Here is a 17,279-nt window from a genome sequence, read left to right as displayed (position 1 = left end):
CGTGACCGACCTCGCCCCCGCCCTGACCCAGATCCTCGATGGCCGGTGGGGCGAGGTGCGGCGACAGTTGCGCGCCCACGAGGACGCGGCCCGGTTCGCCCCTCCGCCCGAGCCCCTGTCGATGGCGGACCACCGCGCGTGGACCAAGAAGCAGCTCATGGCACTGGCCAAGGAGGGCTTCGCCCCGGACGGTCTGGCCCGCGGCATGGGCGGCACGGGTGACTACGGCGCCTCCGTCACCGCCTTCGAGATGCTCGGGCACGGAGATCTCTCACTCCTCGTCAAGGCTGGCGTGCAGTTCGGCCTCTTCGGAGGCGCGATCGCCAACCTCGGCACCCAGCGGCACCACACGGCATACCTCCCCGGCATGGTGGACGGCACGCTCCTGGGGTGTTTCGCCATGACCGAGACCGGGCATGGATCCAACGTCCAGCACCTCGAGACCACGGCGACGCACGACCCGACCACGGACGAGCTCGTCATCGACTCACCGACGCCGGGCAGCCAGAAGAACTACATCGGCAACGCCGCCCGTGACGGCCGGATGGCGGCAGTGTTCGCCCAGCTCGTCACCGCCGACGGAGAAGCGCATGGCGTCCACTGCGTGCTCGTCCCCATCCGCGACGAGGGCGGACGGCCGATGCCGGGGGTGACGATCGGCGACTGCGGCGCCAAGGGCGGCCTGACCGGGGTCGACAACGGCACGCTGGAGTTCGACAGCGTGCGCGTGCCACGGTGGAACCTCCTCAACCGCTACGGCGACATCGAGCCCGACGGGGCATACAGCTCCCCCATCGACAACGCCTCACGACGCTTCTTCACCATGCTCGGAACCCTCGTCCGGGGCCGCGTCTCCGTCGCGGGCGGGGCAGGCGCCGCAACCCGTTCGGCGCTGACGCTGGCCACGCGCTATGCCCTGCACCGACGGCAGTTCGCGGCTCCCGGGGGGACCGAGGAGCTCACGCTCATGAGCTATCGGGCTCACCAGCGCAAGCTGCTTCCGGCGATTGCCAAGAGCTACGCGCTCATGCTCGCGCAGAACGACCTCGTCGCGATGATGCACGAGATCGCGGGCCACGAGGGTGCTGCACCCGAGGAGGGTCAGCGCGAACTCGAGGCCCGTGCTGCCGGCATCAAGGCGATCGCCACGCGGCACGCAACGGACACGATTCAGATGTGTCGCGAGGCGTGCGGCGGCGCTGGCTACATGGCCGCCAACAGGCTCACCATCCTCAAGGAGGACACCGACGTCTTCACGACGTTCGAGGGTGACAACACCGTCCTTCTCCAACTCGTCGCCAAGGGCCTCCTCACCGAGTTCCAGGAGACGTTCGAGGACAACTCCATGCTGGCGATGATCGCCTTCGCGTCACGGTTCACGGCTTCGTCGATCCTCGAGAAGACCCCGGCCGCGGGACTCATCGCCAAGCTGAAATCTCGGGCGCCGAGCGATGACACGGATGAAGCCGAACTGAACCGTGGCCGCCAACTCTCCTTGTTCCTCGACCGTGAGAAGCACCTCCTCGAAGGCGTGGCCCTGCGGCTCGGCAAGGCTGCCAAGGAGGAGCCGGACGCCGCGTTCCGCATCTTCAACAATGCCCAGGACCACATGCTCGCTGCGGCCGAGGCCCACATCGATCGGGTGCTTCTCGAGGCCATGGTTCAAGCCGTCGAGGCTCTTGAGGAGGGGCCCGCGAAAGACCTCTTCGACTCCGTCACCGACCTGTTCGCCCTGTCGACGGTCGAGCGTCACAGAGGCTGGTACCTCGAGCACGGGCGGCTCACACCGACCGGTTCCAAGGCAGTGATCCGCTCCGTCGGTGTCCTGTGCAAGGACCTCGCCCCCCAGGCTCGGACTCTCGTGGACGCCTTCGCCATCCCCGACGCATGGCTCGGCGCGCCGGGCCTGCTCGAGCCGCTGCCTGCGGGGCGCGGATGAACACGGTTCCACCCACCCGATGGGCCCTTGGCGGTGGAGGAGCCCGCGGCTATGGTCCGCGCTTCGCCGAACTCGTCGCGCAGGGTGAGGACATCGACGGGGAGGCTCGACTCGCGGACGCCTTGGTCCCGCGCGGGGCGCGCATCCTGGACGCAGGCGCAGGAATGGGCCGGGTCACGGCCGCGCTTCGGGCACGCGGACACGACGTCACGGGCATAGAGCCGGACCCCTACCTCGTCGAGCAGTCCGAGCGGACCTACCCCGGTCTCGGGTTACTGCCCCTCGACATCCTCGAGACGACACCGGCAGCCCTTTCGGAGCATGAGCGACCCACGGCATACGACCTCGTCGTTGCCGTCGGCAACGTGTTCATCCTCTTGGCAGAGGGCACCGAGGTGCAGGCGCTCACGCGTCTTCGCACGCTGCTGGGACCGCGCGGCCGCCTGCTCATCGGCTTCCACCTCACGGCTGGGCCGGCCGGCAGCCGCACCTACTCCCCCGACGAGTTCACTCGCGACGCCGAGGCGGCCGGACTCACGGTCGACCAGCGCTTCGGCACCTACGAACTCCATCCCGCGAACGAGGAGTATGCCGTGTGGTTGCTCAGCGTTCCCGCGTCGGGTCAATCGGGTGGCGGCGCCTGACCCACGATGGCCCGCGTCTCGTCGGAGGCGTCCCAGTCATTGGCCTGCATGGCGGCAACGACGACGTCGTCCCGGATCCACCATGCGCGGAAGGGTCCGTTGAAGTCACCCCGTGTCTGGACGCGGTCGTAGCCGGCGGGGCCGGTGTGCCCGAAGTACTCCATGCCGAAGTCGTACTGGTCCGTGAAGAAGTAGGGCACCTTCGCGTACGGCTCGGCAGCACCGGTGATGGTCGCCGCCGCCGCCTTGCCCTGGCCAATGGCGTTGTCCCAGTGCTCCACTCGCACTCGCCGACCGAGCACGGGGTGCTGCTGGTTCGCGATGTCTCCGATGGCGAGAACTCGATCGTCGGACGTCCTCAGGAGCTCGTCGACGAGGACCCCATCGTCGACTGCCAGGCCCGCGGCCTCGGCCAACTCGGTCCGCGGCGCGGCCCCGATGCCGACCACGACGACGTCGGCGTCACTGAGGTCCTCAGATGACACTGCTGCGCCGAGGCGAAGGTCGACATCGTGAGCCGTGTGCAGATCCGCGAAATGCTGCGCGACCTCCGGACCGAGCACCGCAAGGAGCGGCAGGTCGGCCGTTTCGTAGACCGTGACGTGCGCCTTGGCGGCACGCGCCGCCGAGGCCACCTCGAGTCCGATCCAACCGGCACCGACGATGGCGACCTTCGCCCCGTCCGTCAGGGAGTCCTTGAGCGCGAGCGAGTCCTCGACGGTGCGGAGGTAGTGGACCGGCGCATCGGCTTCGTCAGCGAGGCGAAGGTGCCGCGGCTCCGATCCGGTCGCGAGCACGAGCCACTCGTAGGGCTGCTCCCCGGCACTGGTGACGACGCGCCGGCCGGCGAGGTCGACGGAGTGCACCTCTACCCCGGTCCGGACGTCGATGTCGTGGTCACGCCACCAAGTCTGGTCGTGGACGTAGGCGGAGCCGACCTCCTTGTCACCGAGCAACACACTCTTGCTCAGTGGGGGGCGCTCGTAGGGCAGGTGCCGCTCGACGCCGAGGAGGATGACCTCCCCGTCGTAGCCACGGTCCCTCAATGCCTCGGCCGCCGACGCCCCCGCCAGTCCGCCGCCGACGATGACCACAGGTCCGGCGTTCATGCCGACCACCACGGACGCAGCGGCACTTGCTGCTGTCGTGTCGAGTCGTGGCGAGTCGCCAGCACCTGGTGGAGCTGGACGACGTTGCGCTCGAACCCGCGCCGGCAACCTGCGAGATAGAGGCCCCAGACCTTGGCGGTCCCTTCACCGACCTCCGCCACGCACTCGTCCCAGTGCTCCACGAGGTTCTCGTTCCAGGCGGTGAGGGTCATGGCGTAGTGCTCACGGAAGTTCTCCTCGTGCAGGACCTCGAGGCCGACATCCTGCATCGTCGTGATGATGCGACCGGAGCCGGTGAGCTCTCCGTCGGGGAAGACGTAGCGATCGATGAACGCCCCGGTGCTTCGCGGCTTGTTGTCCGGTCGAGTGATGCAGTGGTTGAGGACGAAGCCACCCTGCTTGACGTGCCGGAGCATCCAGGTGAAGTAGTCGGGGTAGTTGCGCACGCCAATGTGCTCGGTGATCCCGATCGACGAGATCGCGTCGAAGCCCACCTCGGTGACGTTCCGGTAGTCGTCGTGCCGCACGCTGGCGACGTCGGCGAGGCCCTCGCGGTCGATGGAGGCCTGCGCCCACAGAGCCTGTTCCTTCGAGAGCGTGACCCCGACGGCATGCACCCCCCGACGGGCGGCATACCGCACCATGCCGCCCCAACCGCAGCCGATGTCGAGAAGACGGTCCCCCGGCTTGAGTGCCAGCTTGTCGAAGACGAGGCGGTACTTGTTCTCCTGCGCCTGGTCCAGGTGTGTGTCGCGGTCGGGGAACACAGCGCACGTGTAGGTCATCGTGGGTCCAAGGACATGCTCGTAGAAGGCGTTGGACACGTCGTAGTGGTGCTGGATCGCCTCGCTGTCCCGCTGGAACGAATGGCGGACTCCCTCTGTGACTCGCCGCCAGCGCGGCAGCGACTCCTGCGGTGGTGGCGGAGGCGGCGTGAGGCCGCGCACGCCCAACACCCGCGCGAGGTCCAGGACCAGACGCGGGTCGGGCCGGCGGAACCGCAGGCCCTCGAGATCGACGATCGCGTCGTACGGGTCTCCCGGGTGCACTCCGTCGAGGACGAGGTCCCCGGTGGTGTAGGCCCGGGCCATCCCCAGGTCGCCCGGCGCCGTCGCAAGATAGGCGACCGCCCGCTGGTTGGCGATGTGCACGCTGCGGGGTGCACTGTCCGGACCGGTCTTCGATCCGTCGTAGGCCGTGATGCGCAGTGGAAGTGGGCCGTCCACCACCGCGTCCACGAGGTCGGCGATGGTCCTGATGTCACGGGATGTGCTCATGCGTGTCGAACCGCCTTGTCATAGAGGTGGGGGAATCGGCCGTCAGGGTCGTACGCGTCCTTGAGCGCGGCATACGATTCGCCGCCGTAGAGGGCGTCGAACGTCTCGCGGGCGTAGAACGAGTCGGAGTAGAGCGACTTGTGGCCCCCGAGCTCGCCGACGCGTCGCTCGATGGCGCGGTTCGTGGCGCCGGACTCCCCGCCCGGTCCTGCCCCTGGCACGGTCGACCAGAAGCCGACGTTGACGTAGGTCCTGCCCGGGCTCAGGGGGTAGAGATCCCAGGTCCGCTCACCGCGTAGGCGCAACGGACACAGCCAGATCGGCTCGATCGGGACCTCGTCGAGGAACCACCGCAGGAACTCGGCCGTGTGGTCGAGGGGAACCTCGACGTCCTGAACCACCCGCTCACGGGGCGGGTTGCCCTTGCGCGCCTCCACACGGTCTGAGAAATGAAGCCGCTGGTCGAGGGCGACCAGTTTCCAATAGACCCCGGATCGTCGATAGCGCTTCGGCCACAGCCGCCGCACTCTGGGGTTCTGGGCACCGAATGCCCGGGAGCACCAGAACCAGTCCGTGTCCCACCGCCACAGGTAGTCGTGGGTCGTGAGCAGGTCCCGCTTCGGCTCCGGACCGTCGTGCTGCAACGAGCGGTAGTAGATCTCCTGCCCGGTGTAGTCGCTCGGATGGCGCCCGTCGTCGGTCTGGCGTCCCAGGGTCAGGTAGGACTCATCGGCGCTGAACACGACGCCGTCGAGGTAGTCGACCGACTCCCCACCGTGTGCGCTGCTCTCCATCACGGACTCGATGGCGGCACATAGCGCGTCGAGGTCATGGAACCGAACATGGCGCACGGCGACATGCGCCCTGACCGGCTCGAGCTCGATCCGCAGGCGCGTCGCGTAGCCCAGCGAGCCGTACGAGTTGGGAAAGCCCCGGAAGAGGTCGGCGTGCTCGTTGTCGGGGCGAGCCGTGACGATCTCGCCCGTGCCGGTGAGGATGTCCATCTCGATGACGGACTCGTGGGGCAGTCCGTTGCGGAAGGACGTGGACTCGATGCCGAGCCCGGTCACGGCTCCGCCGAGCGTGATCGTGCGGAGTTGCGGCACGACGAGCGGCGCGAGTCCATGGGGAAGCGTTGCGGCGACGAGGTCTTCGTAGGTGCACATCCCGTCCACGTCCGCCATCCGTGTGCCGACATCGACAGCCCGAACCCCAGAGAGCCCGGTGGTGTCGAGCCCTGGAGTCCTCGATCGCGTCCGCTCTCGGAACAGGTTCGACGTGCGTTTCGCCAGGCGCACGGGCTGGTCTGGAGGGATCGCGGTGAAACTCTCGAGCAGCCGCCGCTCTCCTTCCGTGCGCGCAGCGGTCCGGAGGGTTCGCTCCATGCCATTCACGTTACGCCCGGCGCGTGACATTCGCGTGTCCAATTCCGGCGCTACTCACGCTGCGGCCCGCGGCTCCACGTGACGCCCTGCAGCTCACCACAGACGCTCCATGGCATGAAGAACGGCCCCCGCTCCGCGCAGTCGCGGTTCAGGGGCCGTTCGTGGGGTGGACGTAAAGGGACTCGAACCCCTGACCTCTCGCGTGTGAAGCGAGCGCTCTAACCAGCTGAGCTATACGTCCGACGCCTGCCGGTGAGCAGGCTGGATGAGGATACCTGCCGCCTCTCCCCTCGGCGAAATCCGGGTGTCCATTGCCCGATGTCGGCAGGTTCCGTCACACGCGAGCCGTCGTGCGCATCCAGTGCTCGAGGACGTCCGGGAAGAACGCCGGGATGCCCGAGAAGTGGAAGGTGGCCCAGAGAACCGCTGCCACGAACGCGAGGCCGGCCACCCCGACAAGCGTCTTGACGAGGAGGTTCTGTCGCCTGATCCACTCCTCCCAGATCCGCAGGTTCTTCCTGACGAACTCGAGGGCGCGCTGGGCCTTCTCGAACTCCGTTGCCCAGATCGCGAGTCCGGCGATGACGATCAACCACCCGGGGCCGGGGAAGGGAATGAGCAGCAGACCGCCAGTGACGACGATGAGGCCAAGGAGGAAGACCGCCACCCGGTAGGCCTTGGCAGATGTCGGGTTGGCGCGGATCCGTCGACGCCAGGCCCAGTCGTCCTCCGCCGCGTCCACGAGGACGTGGTGATCGACCCCAGCCCTGTCGACGGGCTGCGGACCCACCACCGAGCCCTCCGCAGACGTGGAACGCTCGGTCACGGATCGATCCCCAGCGACGACTCGGCCGCGCGCCACACATCGATGACCTTCGTCGTCACGGGGCCGGGCGCCGCGAGTCGGCGGTCGTCGACGGCGTGGACCCCCTGGACGTCGCGCGACGAGTTGCTGATCATCACCTCGTCGGCGCTGTCCAGCACGTCGAACGGCAGGGCCTCCTCGACGACCTCGAGGCCGGCGGCCCGGCACCACTCGATGGCCAGCTCACGAGTGATCCCGGCCAGGCATCCACTCTCCAGGGGCGGGGTGCGAAGGACACCGTCGGTCACGACGAACACGTTGGACGCTGTCCCCTCGCAGAGTTCGCCGCGCGTGTTCGCCATGAGGGCCTCCTCGGCTCCTCTGGAGCGGGCATGGGTGACGGCGATGACGTTCTCGGCATACGAGGTCGTCTTGAGGCCGGCCGTCGCGCCCCTCTCGTTGCGGACCCACGGCACGGTGACGACGGCGGCCGACGGCTCGTGCGGCGCTGAGGAGGTGGCCGCGACGATGACCGTGGCCGGTGAGTCGTTGCGGTCGGAGCCGAGCGGGCCTGCCCCGCCGGTCACGGTGATCCGCACGCGTCCGAAGGCAATGGGGTCGCCGATGGCCAGGACCTCCTGGATGCCTTCCCTGATCACGGCGTCGTCCACCGCCGGGAGGCCGAGTCCGGAGAGGGTCCGTCCGAGGCGACGGAAGTGACGGGTGAGCGCGAACGCCTCACCGTTCACGATCTTGCACGTCTCGAAGGCTCCGTCACCCACCGTGACGCCATGGTCCAGCGCCCGCACCGATGGCACGTCCGCGTCGACGACCTGCCCGTTCACCCACACCCGGATCTCGTTCATGGGACCAGCCTCCCAGATCCCGCCGAGAGTCCCCTGCGGACCTGCCGTGGGTCAGCCGCGAACCTCGCCGCGCGCCAGGGCCATGAGCCTCGCGGCTTTGAGTTCGGTCTCACGCAACTCCCCCTCGGCATCCGACCCCCACGTGATGCCGGCGCCCGTCCCGAAGCGGACGATCCGCCGGCCTTGCGTGTCGCGGTCGATCCAGAACGTGCGGATGCCCACCGCCAGCAACGCTTCGTCGCGGTCGGCATCGATCCAGCCGATGGCGCCGCAATAGGGACCTCGGGCCGCCGGCTCCAGGTCCGCGATGGCTTGCAGGGCCGTGTGTTTGGGAGCTCCCGACACGGATCCAGGTGGGAACGAGGCGTCGAGGACCTCCCGCCAGGTCGCCCCCTCGCGGAGCTCGCCCGAGACGTCCGACACGAGATGGACCAGCCCCGGATGGTGTTCGACGCGGCACAGGTGATCGACGCGGACGGTGCCCGGACGGCATACGTGCTGGAGGTCGTTGCGGACGAGGTCCACGATCATCACGTTCTCCGCGTAGTCCTTGGGCAGCATCTCTCCGGCCGTTCGCGCCGTGCCCTTGATGGGGCTGGACGTGACGACTTCGCCTCTGCGCGAGAGATAGACCTCCGGGGAGGCGCAGGCGATCTCGAGACCCGCCTCGGGGATGTCGATCGTCGCGGCATAGGGAGCCGGGTTTCCCCGTGCCAGAACCGCGCCCAGTGCGCGAACGGGTGCGTCGTGCCCAAGTTCGCTGCCGAGGACGCGACAGAGGTTCACTTGGTAGACCGTTCCACGCGCGATCCGTTCCCGAATCTCCTCAACCCCTGCGACGTATGCCGTGTCGTCCAGGCTGGCGTTCCACGCGCCGTCCGCACCGGGCCAGTTCGCGGTCGTGTCGGCCGCGACGGGCGTACCTAGAGGGTGGCGGGTCACGGAGGACATGCGGACCGCCGTCAGGTCCCCCGCGAAGGTGACGACGACTGCCCAGAATCCCGACGTGAGATCGTCGATGTCGTGCGTCACGGCATCCACGCCGCTCGCCTCGATCACGTCTCCGTCCAGGGAACTGAACCTCGCCCACGCCACGGCCTCGATGCTAGGGCTCACCACACGGCTTCCGTGAACCGCCGGTCGACCCACGCCGTGGCGGCAGGTGTGAGAGCGTGGCGCCGTGCGTGAGACTGCAGCGCTCAGGGTCCTGCGGGACATGGGCGTTCTGAGAGAGGCGGAGGGCCGGTCATGGCTCGAGCTCACGACGTCGGGCACCACTGCCGCTCCGCGGACGGTGCGCCGCACCGTCGCCTCCTGGGTGGACAGCTTCGACCATGTGAGTCGGCTGACGGGAACGGGCCCGGGCGACCGGGTGCTCGTCCCCTCACCGCCGAGCAGCTCCATGTTCGCCTTCGCCCACGCGCATGCCGCCCACGTCGGCGCGGGCGTCGTCGCCCTGAACCACTGGAGCCTGCGCAATGCCGAGCGGGCCCTGCGGACGTGCACCGTCGCCCACTTCACCCCGGGCATGCTGGCCGGCATGCTCGAACGCGACCCGGGCTCGCTGCGCACAGCCGTGTGCGCGGGCGCAGTGCTCCCCGATGCCGTCCGTGAGGGCGCTGCGGCAGCGGGGATCCAAGTGGTCGACTACTACGGCGCGGCCGAACTGAGCTTCGTGGCGATGCGCTCCTCGGGACGCATGGAACCCTTCCCCGAGGTGGAGATCGATCTCCGGGATGGGGCCGTCTGGGCGAGGAGCCCGTGGCTGGCCGACGGGTACTCCCCCGGGCAGAGCGGGCCATTGCTCTGGGACGCGGACGGATTCGCCTCGGTCGGCGATCACGGTCGGATGGACGACGACCTCGGTCTCGTCGTGCTCGGTCGAGGCAGCGACACCATCACAACCGGTGGCGCCACCGTCCTGTGCGCCGACATCGAGGCGGTCCTGCGGTCCCTTCCATCAGTGTCCGACGCAGCCGTCGTGGGCATGCCGCACACACAGCTCGGCGAAGTGGTGGAAGCGGTGCTGGTCCGATCGCACGGACCCGACGTCGACCGAGCCGTGGACCACGACCTCGACGCCGTGCGCGCGGACACGGCCGGACTCGTCGCCCGCACCCACCTCCCCCGGCGCTGGCACGAGTGGCCCGAGCTCCCGCTCACGACCGCAGGCAAGGTCGACCGTGCCGCCATCCGCGCCCGCCTGAGCGCCGACCGACGGACAGGGGACTCCCCGTGATCTCGCCGTCGACTCCGGTCATCATCTCCGCACGACGCACCCCCATCGGGACCGCAGGCCTCGCGCTGCGCGACGTTGACGTCGCGGGCCTCGCCGCCCCAGTCCTTCGGGCAACCGCCGGGGATGCAGGCCTCTCTCAGCCGGAGCACGTGGTCCTCGGCAACTGCATGGGGCCTGGCGGAAACGTCGCCCGGGTCGCCTCGCTCGGCGCCGGGTTCGAGATCACCACGCCCGCCATGACGGTCGATCTCCAGTGCGGGAGCGGGCTGGCGGCCATCACGACGGCGTGCGCCCTCGTGCGCTCGGGCACGGCGGAGTCGGTCATCGCGGGCGGCGTGGAGAGCGCGAGCACTGCCCCATGGCGGTTCTGGCCCGCCACTGATGGCCGCGATGCGGAGCGCTACACCCGAGCACCGTTCTCGCCCGCGGAGATCGGTGATCCTGAGATGGGTCCGGCTGCCGACGACGTCGCCCGCCGTTGGGGGATCACCCGGGCCCGTCAGGATGCGTATGCCGTCCGCTCCCACGCGCGCGCCGCTGCGGCTCGCGATGACGGCCGGTTCGACGACGAACTCGTCGTCCTGCCCCAACTGGCCCGTGATGAGCGCATACGTGCCAACCTGCGCGCCGAGACCTTGGCCCGCCTCCCAGCCGCGTTCTCGACCGATGGCACGGTCACGGCGGGCAACGCCTGCGGTATCAACGATGGATCGGCCGCCGTGGCGATCGTGAGTGAGGCGAGAAGGCGGGCGGACGGCATACCCGGCCTGGCCTGCCGTGACTGGGAAACCGTCGGAAGCGATCCCAACCTGCCCGGCGTCGGACCAGTGCCAGCCGTCCGGAACCTGTTGTCCCGCAACGGTGTGACCCTGAATGACATCGACGTGATCGAGGTCAACGAGGCGTTCGCTGCCCAGGTCCTGGCCTGCTGCGACGAACTGGGTCTCGACGAGGAGCGCGTCTGCGTTGAGGGCGGCGCGATTGCCCTGGGTCATCCGTGGGGCGCATCGGGTGCCGTCCTGGGCGTGCGGTTGTTCAGCCAGATGATGCGCCCTGATGGTCCTCGTCTCGGACTCGCCACCATCGCCGTCGGCGGCGGACAGGGCGTCGCCCTTCTCGTCGAGCGAGTCGACTGAGCTCGTCGTCGACTCGCCCGGCGGAAGGCCACCGACGCCGGCCCAGTGTCGGTAGCGTCACGGGATGGACCCCGTGCAGCCCGACCCGGAACGCGACGAGACCGACACCGAACGGCTCGATCGCAACTTCGACGAGTTGCTGCAGGAACTCCGGGTGACCCAGACCGGTGTGCAGATCCTCGCGGGCTTCCTCCTGACCATCCCCTTCCAGCAGCGGTTCACCACGCTCGACGACATCCAGCGCAATGCGTTCCTCGTCGCGCTGGCAGCAGCGGTCGTCGCGACGGCGCTCCTCGTCGCACCGGTGAGCGCCCATCGGCTCCTCTTCAGGCGGCACGCCAAGCGAGAACTCGTCACCTTCGCCGACCGCGCGGCGATGAGTGGCCTCGTGGCTCTCGCCGTCTCCATGACCGCGGCGGTCTTCCTCATCTTCGATGTCGTCGTGGGGCGCGGAGCGGCGCTCGGCGCAGCGGCCCTCGCGCTCCTCCTGTTCGCCGTCAACTGGGTCGCGCTGCCGCTCGTCGTGCGCGCCCGGCTCACCCGGTCAGGGTGAGCGGGCACCCCGGGAGGCTTCCCCTGATGTCGGGCCCTTGGTCCCTGTGCCCAGTGCGCGAACGTCGCGAGAGTTGAGGTGTCAGCAAGGCGCTGACAGACCTCAAGGAGGCAACAGCAATGAGCTCCCCCGTCCGCATTCGTGACACCGTGAAGGGCCCCCACGCGTCCGCGCCAACGTCGGCGGACGAGTCGGGCTCGTCGGCCTTCCGCTGGTTCGCCGGCCTCACCCGCATCTCCATCGGGTGGATCTTCCTCTGGGCCTTCCTCGACAAACTCCTCGCCCTCGGCTTCTCCACGGGCCGCAACCCCGAAACGGGCGTCGTCGACCGGTTCGGGCCGGCTGCATGGATCAACGACGGTTCGCCGACGGAGGGCTTCCTCACGTTCGGCACCAAGGGCCCCTTCGCCGAGTTCTACCAGAGCTTCGCCGGCGCCTCCTGGGCCAACTGGCTCTTCATGATCGGGCTCGCCGGGATCGGTGTGTCCCTCATGCTCGGGGTGGCCACCCGCATCTCCAGTGTGTCCGGTGCCCTCATGCTCGTCCTGATGTGGACCGCGGTCCTCCCTCCCGACAACAACCCCTTCATGGACGACCACATCATCTACGCGCTCGTGCTCGGGATGTTGGCCGCAGTGTCAGCCGGCCGCTTCCTCGGCCTCGGCCGCTGGTGGGAGAGCCTCTCGATCGTCCAGCGCTTCCCCATCCTCAAGTAGCAGGAAGGCCGGAGCCCGGCGGGTGAGCAGACCCGCCGGGCTCTGTCATGTCCTCGAACGGATCGTGATTCTGCGGGACCTTCGGCCCTGTGCCCGACGAGGCACACATCGGCATTCTGGCGACATGGACCCGAACGAGACCACCCCGGCCGCCGCCGGAGCCGGCGCCGGTGCCGGCGCCGGCGGAACCCGTGAGTTGAGCCCGACAGAGTCGTGGGACCTGCTGAGGCAGGGCATCATCGGTCGCCTCGCTGTCATCCACGACGGTGCGCCCGACATCTTCCCGGTGAACTACGCCGCAGCCCACGGCACGGTTGTCCTGCGGACCGCTGCGGGCACGAAGCTCGACGCGGCCCGCAACCAGGCGGTGGCCTTCGAGGTCGACGGCTACGACCTCGAGAGAGCTGAGGCGTGGAGTGTCGTCATCCGGGGCACGGCCCGCGAGGTCACCGATCTGGACGAGACGATCGCCGTGATGCGGCTCCCCCTCCACCCATGGGCCGGCGGGTCCAAGCCTCACCTGTTGCGCCTCCTGCCCGACACCGTCAGCGGTCGGCGCATCCACGTCGTGGGCGGGGTCCGCGAGCTGTGACTCCGCCGTCCAGCCCGCACCGTGTCGCCGCGGCACTACGCGAACACGCGCGTCGGCTCGAGCGCCCGCTTCGGGTCGTGGCCGGTGGCAATGCCGGAGTCCCGTGGGACCTCCTGAGAATCCTCGAGGGCACCGTCGAGGACTGTGAACTGTTCATGCTCAACGCACCCCGCGGGGTTCCCATCCGTCCCGGGATCACGCACGTGTCTCCGTTCGTCGGTGCCGGCGTCAGGGGCCTTCCCGAGCTGTCCTACATCCCCTCGCGGCTGTCCCATGTGCCCGCGCTGCTGGCCGGTCGCTTCGTCCCTGACGTCGTGCTGGTGGCCGTGGCCCCTCTGCGTTCGGGTCAGCCCGTCTCCCTGGGTGCGGAGGTCAACATCCTTCCCGCCGCGATGGAGTCCTGCCGCGCGACTGGAGGTCTGGTCCTCGCGGAGTCGCGCACCGACATCCCCTACACCCACGGGGACGCCGAGGTCGACCGCGAGACCATCGACCTGGTCATCGAGTCGCTGGCGCGCCCGGCGGCCACTCACAGCGCCTCGCCCTCGTCAGCAGAGGTGGCGCTCATCGGATCGCACGTCGCAGCACGGATCGCGTCGGGTGCGACGCTGCAACTGGGGATTGGCCTCATTCCTGATGCCGTCGTCCCTCGGCTGACCGGCAAGCGGCGGCTCGGCGTCTGGAGCGAGATGGTCTCGGACGGCGTGCTGCATCTCGACGACGCCGGCGCACTCGACCCGGAGCGCCCGATCACAGCCTCCTTCGCGGTGGGCAGCCCGCGGCTCAATGCCTGGCTCAACGACAATCCCCGCGTCCAGATGCGCCGGACCGAGGTGGTGAACGACCCTGGCCGGATCGCCGCCCATCCCGCCATGACGAGCATCAACACGGCACTCGCCGTCGACCTGTACGACCAGGCCAACGCCACGCACGTGGGTTCGCGCCTTCACTCGGGTTTCGGCGGCCAGTGTGACTTCGTCTCCGGCGCGATGGACTCGGCAGGTGGGCAGGCCATCATGGCCCTGCGTTCCTGGCACCCACGCGCAGATGTCTCGTCGATCGTGGCTCTGCTGGAGGGACCCGTCACGTCCTTCCAGCACACGGCCGTCATCACCGAGCAGGGCACGGCAGAGATGCTCGGGTGGGACGCAGAGGCGCAGGCGCGGCACCTCATCGAGGTCGCCCACCCCAGCGTCCGCGACGACCTGTGGGAAGAGGCCGAGGCCCTGGGCCTCATCGCGGGAGCCAACTCAGCATCCGCACGAATCGAGGGAAGGCAGCCCCATGCTCGTGTCTGAGGTCATGACGAGTCCGGCCCGGTCCTTGCCACTGGAAGCGTCGGTCGACGCTGCGGCCGAGCTTCTGGGCCGAGCCCGGATCAGCGCTGTCCCGATCGTGGACGAGCACGGCCTGGTCGTGGGCATCGTGTCGGAGGCCGACGTGCTGCGCGAGAGGCTCCCCGCTGATCCCCGAGCGCACCTGCGACCCTCGGTTCAGGACGAACCGGCGACGCGGCTGGTCAGCGAGGTTATGACCTCGGACCCGACGACCGTGCCCACATACGCGGACTGCGCCGACGTGGCCGCGACGTTCGCCGAGTTCGGGTTCAAGAGCCTGCCCGTCGTGGACGACCGAGGTCACCTCCTGGGTGTGGTCAGCAGGAGCGACATCGTGCGCGTCCTGTCCGCGCCGAGCGCGGTCGTGGCCGACGCCATCGCCCTCGCACTTGACCGTGCGGGGCTCGCTTCTCGAACCGTCCAGGTCGAGTCGGGACACGTGCTGCTCGCGGCATCGAACGACGGTCTGGATGACGCGGCCCGCGCGGTGGTCGCGACCGTGCCCGGCGTACGCAGCGTGCACCTCACCTGAGCGATTCACCTTCAAGCACAAGGTATGCCGGGAACTCGTGTTCCCGGCATACCTCGCGTTTCGCCGCGTCCGCCGATCAGGTCCGCGTCAGCTCGCGCCCGGACAGCTCGTCCGTCCTGATCCGGATCCACACTTCCCGCGACCTGTCGCCCATGGTCCAGGGCGTCGGGTCGGAGGCCTCGAGTTCGACGACGAGGCCGTCGTCGTCGACGACCGTCGCGATGCCGGACACCGTGACGCTCCACCCGGAGCGGGTGGACGGGTCGTAGGAGTCCACCTCGAAGCCCACGGAGGCATGATCCGCCGCGGCCTCGATCTTGGAGCCGCCGCTCGTGCGAAAGCACACGTCGACCCCCTTGACGACGTGATGAACCGGAAGGATGGCCACCTTGCCATTCCCCGTGAAGGCGATTCGTCCGACGGGGACCGACGCGAGGCGCTCCAGGCACTCCTCGGCACCCATGACCCGGAGCCCTGTGTGATCGGTCGGCGCGTCGAGGCTCATCGTGACCCCACCTGTTCGGCGTGCACCACGACCAACGGGCACGGGCGCTCGTGGTGGATGAGGCCCTGGCTCACGGAGCCGAGGAGGAGGCCGACGAAGCCACCGTGCCCGCGGCTCCCCACGACGAGAAGCTGGGCACCCTTCGCCTCTGCGAGCATCGCAGGGACCGTGCGGTCGCGGCTGAGGACCGAGCGAACGTCGACCTCGGGGTACTTCGCGGACCAGGCAAGGACAGTCTCGTCCAGGAAGACGCGTTGACGCTCCTCCACCTCCTCGACGATGGCCTGACTGAGTTGCGCGGCCTCGAAGCTCACGGGGACGTCGAGAGCCCAGGCATGGACGAGGACCACCGGGGCCCCGACGGACGAAGCCCAGTCGAACGCCAACGCGATCGCGGACTCATTGGGCTCGGACCCGTCGACGCCCACGATGATCTGTCCGTCCGGGGCTCCCGGCTTCCCGTCCTCGACAACGACCACCGGGCACGCGGCGTGCGCTGCCACCTGGGCCGAAGTCGAGCCACCCACGAACTCACCGATCACGGTGTGTCGCCGGCGCCCGACCACGACGATCTCGGCCCACTTCGAGGCCTCCACGAGAACGCTCGCCGGGGTTCCGATGGTCGATTCCGTGACGACCGGGATGCCCTCGGTGGAGTCGCCGAGCCTTTCCTTCGCCTGGGTGAGCAGGGCATCGTCCAGGTCGTCCGGCCACGGCCAGGCTGCGCCGAAGCCTGGGGCGGTCGCGAAGGGCACACCCGTCGCGACGACGACATGGAGGGTCGCGTTGCGACGGGCGGCTTCGCGGGCAGCCCACGAGAGTGCGGAGTCTCCGGCTGCGCTTCCGTCGTATCCCACGACGACGGGTCGGGATGACTGGGTGTTCACGGGTCCTCCTGGGGCGGGTGCGGGGATGCTTGCCCCTTCAGGATCGCGCCGGCTCGGACCGATTCGTAGGGCCGTTGGTCCCGCCCTCGGGCCCCACCTGACGAGCCGGATCAGCTCGCGCTGGAGTCGGCCAGACCGTGCCTGGCCACATAGATCGCCGCCTGGGTCCGGCGCTCCAGACCCATCTTGGCGAGCACTGACGTCACGTAGTTCTTGACCGTCTTCTCGGCGAGAGACATCGACTCGCCGATCTGTCGGTTCGTCAGGCCCTCGGCGATGTGCTGCAGGATGCGGCGTTCCTGTGGTGAGAGGGCAGCCAGGCGCGGGTCATCGACGTCGTGGCCCCATTGCTCCCGCAATCGGGCGACAACGTGGCCATCGAGGAGTGATTCGCCCCGCGCGACCCGGCGGATCGTGTTCACCAGCTGGGTTCCGCGGATGTCCTTGAGCAGATAGCCCGCTGCGCCAGCCAGCACTGCCGCGCGCAAGGCCCCGTCGTCATCGAACGAGGTCAGGATCAGCCCGGCGATGGACGGATCGACGGAACGGACGTCACGGCATACATCGATCCCGGAACCGTCCGGGAGACGGGCGTCGAGGACCATGACGTGCGGACGGAGGGCTGGAATGCGACGCGTTGCCTCTGCCGCCGTCGACGCCTCCCCCACGACCTCGATGTCGTCCTCGACATCGAGCAGTTCGCGCACACCCCGACGCACCACCTCGTGGTCATCGAGCAGATAGACGCGGATCATCC

The 17,279-nt window shown here is 68.9% G+C and carries 18 protein-coding genes and 1 tRNA gene; 9 read left to right on the top strand and 10 right to left on the bottom strand.

All coding sequences use genetic code 11. The features are described from left to right. The first annotated feature begins 1 nt into the window (after window position 1). Together N802_RS07495 and N802_RS07490 are read left to right on the top strand one after the other, a co-directional pair. On the top strand, window positions 2-1,939 hold the full coding sequence (locus N802_RS07495; RefSeq protein WP_035914201.1) for an acyl-CoA dehydrogenase family protein: 1,938 nt from the start codon (window positions 2-4) through the stop codon (window positions 1,937-1,939). After that, window positions 1,936-2,583 carry a class I SAM-dependent methyltransferase gene (locus N802_RS07490; RefSeq protein WP_035914198.1) on the top strand — a complete coding sequence of 216 codons (648 nt, stop codon included), beginning with the start codon at window positions 1,936-1,938 and terminating at the stop codon, window positions 2,581-2,583. Before N802_RS07495 ends, N802_RS07490 begins: the two co-directional genes overlap by 4 nt. Here the strand turns inward: N802_RS07490 and N802_RS07485 are convergent. The 7 genes from N802_RS07485 to N802_RS07455 all read right to left on the bottom strand — a co-directional run bounded on the left by N802_RS07485 (window position 2,562) and on the right by N802_RS07455 (window position 9,120). Then, complete coding sequence (locus tag N802_RS07485) at window positions 2,562-3,692, bottom strand: NAD(P)/FAD-dependent oxidoreductase (RefSeq protein ID WP_035914490.1); 1,131 nt, start codon at window positions 3,690-3,692, stop codon at window positions 2,562-2,564. The two genes, N802_RS07490 and N802_RS07485, sit on opposite strands and share 22 nt — an antisense overlap. Then, window positions 3,689-4,969 (bottom strand): class I SAM-dependent methyltransferase, encoded by a 1,281-nt coding sequence (locus N802_RS07480; protein WP_035914196.1) that lies wholly within the window; start codon window positions 4,967-4,969, stop codon window positions 3,689-3,691. The genes N802_RS07485 and N802_RS07480 overlap by 4 nt, the downstream gene beginning before the upstream one ends. Then, the gene (locus tag N802_RS07475) at window positions 4,966-6,354 is read right to left on the bottom strand and encodes an FAD-binding oxidoreductase (RefSeq protein WP_035914193.1); all 1,389 of its coding nucleotides are present in this window, start codon (window positions 6,352-6,354) and stop codon (window positions 4,966-4,968) included. Before N802_RS07475 ends, N802_RS07480 begins: the two co-directional genes overlap by 4 nt. Window positions 6,355-6,521: 167 nt before the next feature. Continuing rightward, window positions 6,522-6,595, bottom strand: a tRNA-Val gene (locus tag N802_RS07470). A 93-nt stretch (window positions 6,596-6,688) separates the two neighbouring features. Beyond that, window positions 6,689-7,180, bottom strand: a complete 492-nt coding sequence (locus tag N802_RS07465) for a TIGR02611 family protein (RefSeq protein WP_245613854.1) — start codon at window positions 7,178-7,180, stop codon at window positions 6,689-6,691. Beyond that, the gene (locus tag N802_RS07460; protein WP_211254358.1) at window positions 7,177-8,025 is read right to left on the bottom strand and encodes an aminotransferase class IV; all 849 of its coding nucleotides are present in this window, start codon (window positions 8,023-8,025) and stop codon (window positions 7,177-7,179) included. Before N802_RS07460 ends, N802_RS07465 begins: the two co-directional genes overlap by 4 nt. A 51-nt stretch (window positions 8,026-8,076) precedes the next feature. Further along, entirely contained in the window at window positions 8,077-9,120 is a 1,044-nt protein-coding gene (locus N802_RS07455; protein WP_211254357.1) for a chorismate-binding protein, read from the bottom strand. 85 nt (window positions 9,121-9,205) lie between these two features. Between N802_RS07455 and N802_RS07450 the strand changes: the two genes are divergently transcribed. From N802_RS07450 to N802_RS07420, 7 genes are all read left to right on the top strand, one after another. Beyond that, window positions 9,206-10,264, top strand: coding sequence for a class I adenylate-forming enzyme family protein (locus N802_RS07450; RefSeq protein WP_052109566.1), 1,059 nt, complete (start codon window positions 9,206-9,208; stop codon window positions 10,262-10,264). After that, complete coding sequence (locus N802_RS07445; RefSeq protein ID WP_211254356.1) at window positions 10,261-11,400, top strand: thiolase family protein; 1,140 nt, start codon at window positions 10,261-10,263, stop codon at window positions 11,398-11,400. Before N802_RS07450 ends, N802_RS07445 begins: the two co-directional genes overlap by 4 nt. A gap of 64 nt (window positions 11,401-11,464) precedes the next feature. Next, window positions 11,465-11,953, top strand: coding sequence for a DUF6328 family protein (locus N802_RS07440; protein WP_035914191.1), 489 nt, complete (start codon window positions 11,465-11,467; stop codon window positions 11,951-11,953). A 119-nt stretch (window positions 11,954-12,072) separates the two neighbouring features. Further along, on the top strand, window positions 12,073-12,669 hold the full coding sequence (locus tag N802_RS07435; protein WP_035914189.1) for a DoxX family membrane protein: 597 nt from the start codon (window positions 12,073-12,075) through the stop codon (window positions 12,667-12,669). Between the two features lie 124 nt (window positions 12,670-12,793). After that, the gene (locus N802_RS07430; RefSeq protein WP_084071969.1) at window positions 12,794-13,261 is read left to right on the top strand and encodes a pyridoxamine 5'-phosphate oxidase family protein; all 468 of its coding nucleotides are present in this window, start codon (window positions 12,794-12,796) and stop codon (window positions 13,259-13,261) included. Beyond that, window positions 13,258-14,559, top strand: a complete 1,302-nt coding sequence (locus tag N802_RS07425; RefSeq protein WP_052109565.1) for an acetyl-CoA hydrolase/transferase family protein — start codon at window positions 13,258-13,260, stop codon at window positions 14,557-14,559. Before N802_RS07430 ends, N802_RS07425 begins: the two co-directional genes overlap by 4 nt. Further along, window positions 14,546-15,130: a CBS domain-containing protein gene (locus N802_RS07420; protein WP_035914186.1), complete on the top strand. Its 585-nt coding sequence runs from the start codon at window positions 14,546-14,548 to the stop codon at window positions 15,128-15,130. Before N802_RS07425 ends, N802_RS07420 begins: the two co-directional genes overlap by 14 nt. A 76-nt stretch (window positions 15,131-15,206) precedes the next feature. Here the strand turns inward: N802_RS07420 and N802_RS07415 are convergent, their stop codons facing one another. From N802_RS07415 to N802_RS07405, 3 genes are all read right to left on the bottom strand, one after another. Continuing rightward, window positions 15,207-15,635: a pyridoxamine 5'-phosphate oxidase family protein gene (locus N802_RS07415; protein ID WP_035914184.1), complete on the bottom strand. Its 429-nt coding sequence runs from the start codon at window positions 15,633-15,635 to the stop codon at window positions 15,207-15,209. Beyond that, window positions 15,632-16,522 carry a universal stress protein gene (locus N802_RS07410; RefSeq protein WP_035914182.1) on the bottom strand — a complete coding sequence of 297 codons (891 nt, stop codon included), beginning with the start codon at window positions 16,520-16,522 and terminating at the stop codon, window positions 15,632-15,634. The genes N802_RS07415 and N802_RS07410 overlap by 4 nt, the downstream gene beginning before the upstream one ends. A 110-nt stretch (window positions 16,523-16,632) precedes the next feature. Beyond that, entirely contained in the window at window positions 16,633-17,277 is a 645-nt protein-coding gene (locus tag N802_RS07405; RefSeq protein ID WP_035914180.1) for a response regulator, read from the bottom strand. Window positions 17,278-17,279 lie beyond the last annotated feature (2 nt).

Origin of the sequence: Knoellia sinensis KCTC 19936 (assembly GCF_000768705.1) — a bacterium.
Taxonomy (GTDB): Bacteria; Actinomycetota; Actinomycetes; order Actinomycetales; family Dermatophilaceae; genus Knoellia; species Knoellia sinensis.
The sequence above is the reverse complement of the archived record's forward strand: the minus strand, read 5'-3'. Positions and strand labels throughout refer to the sequence as shown.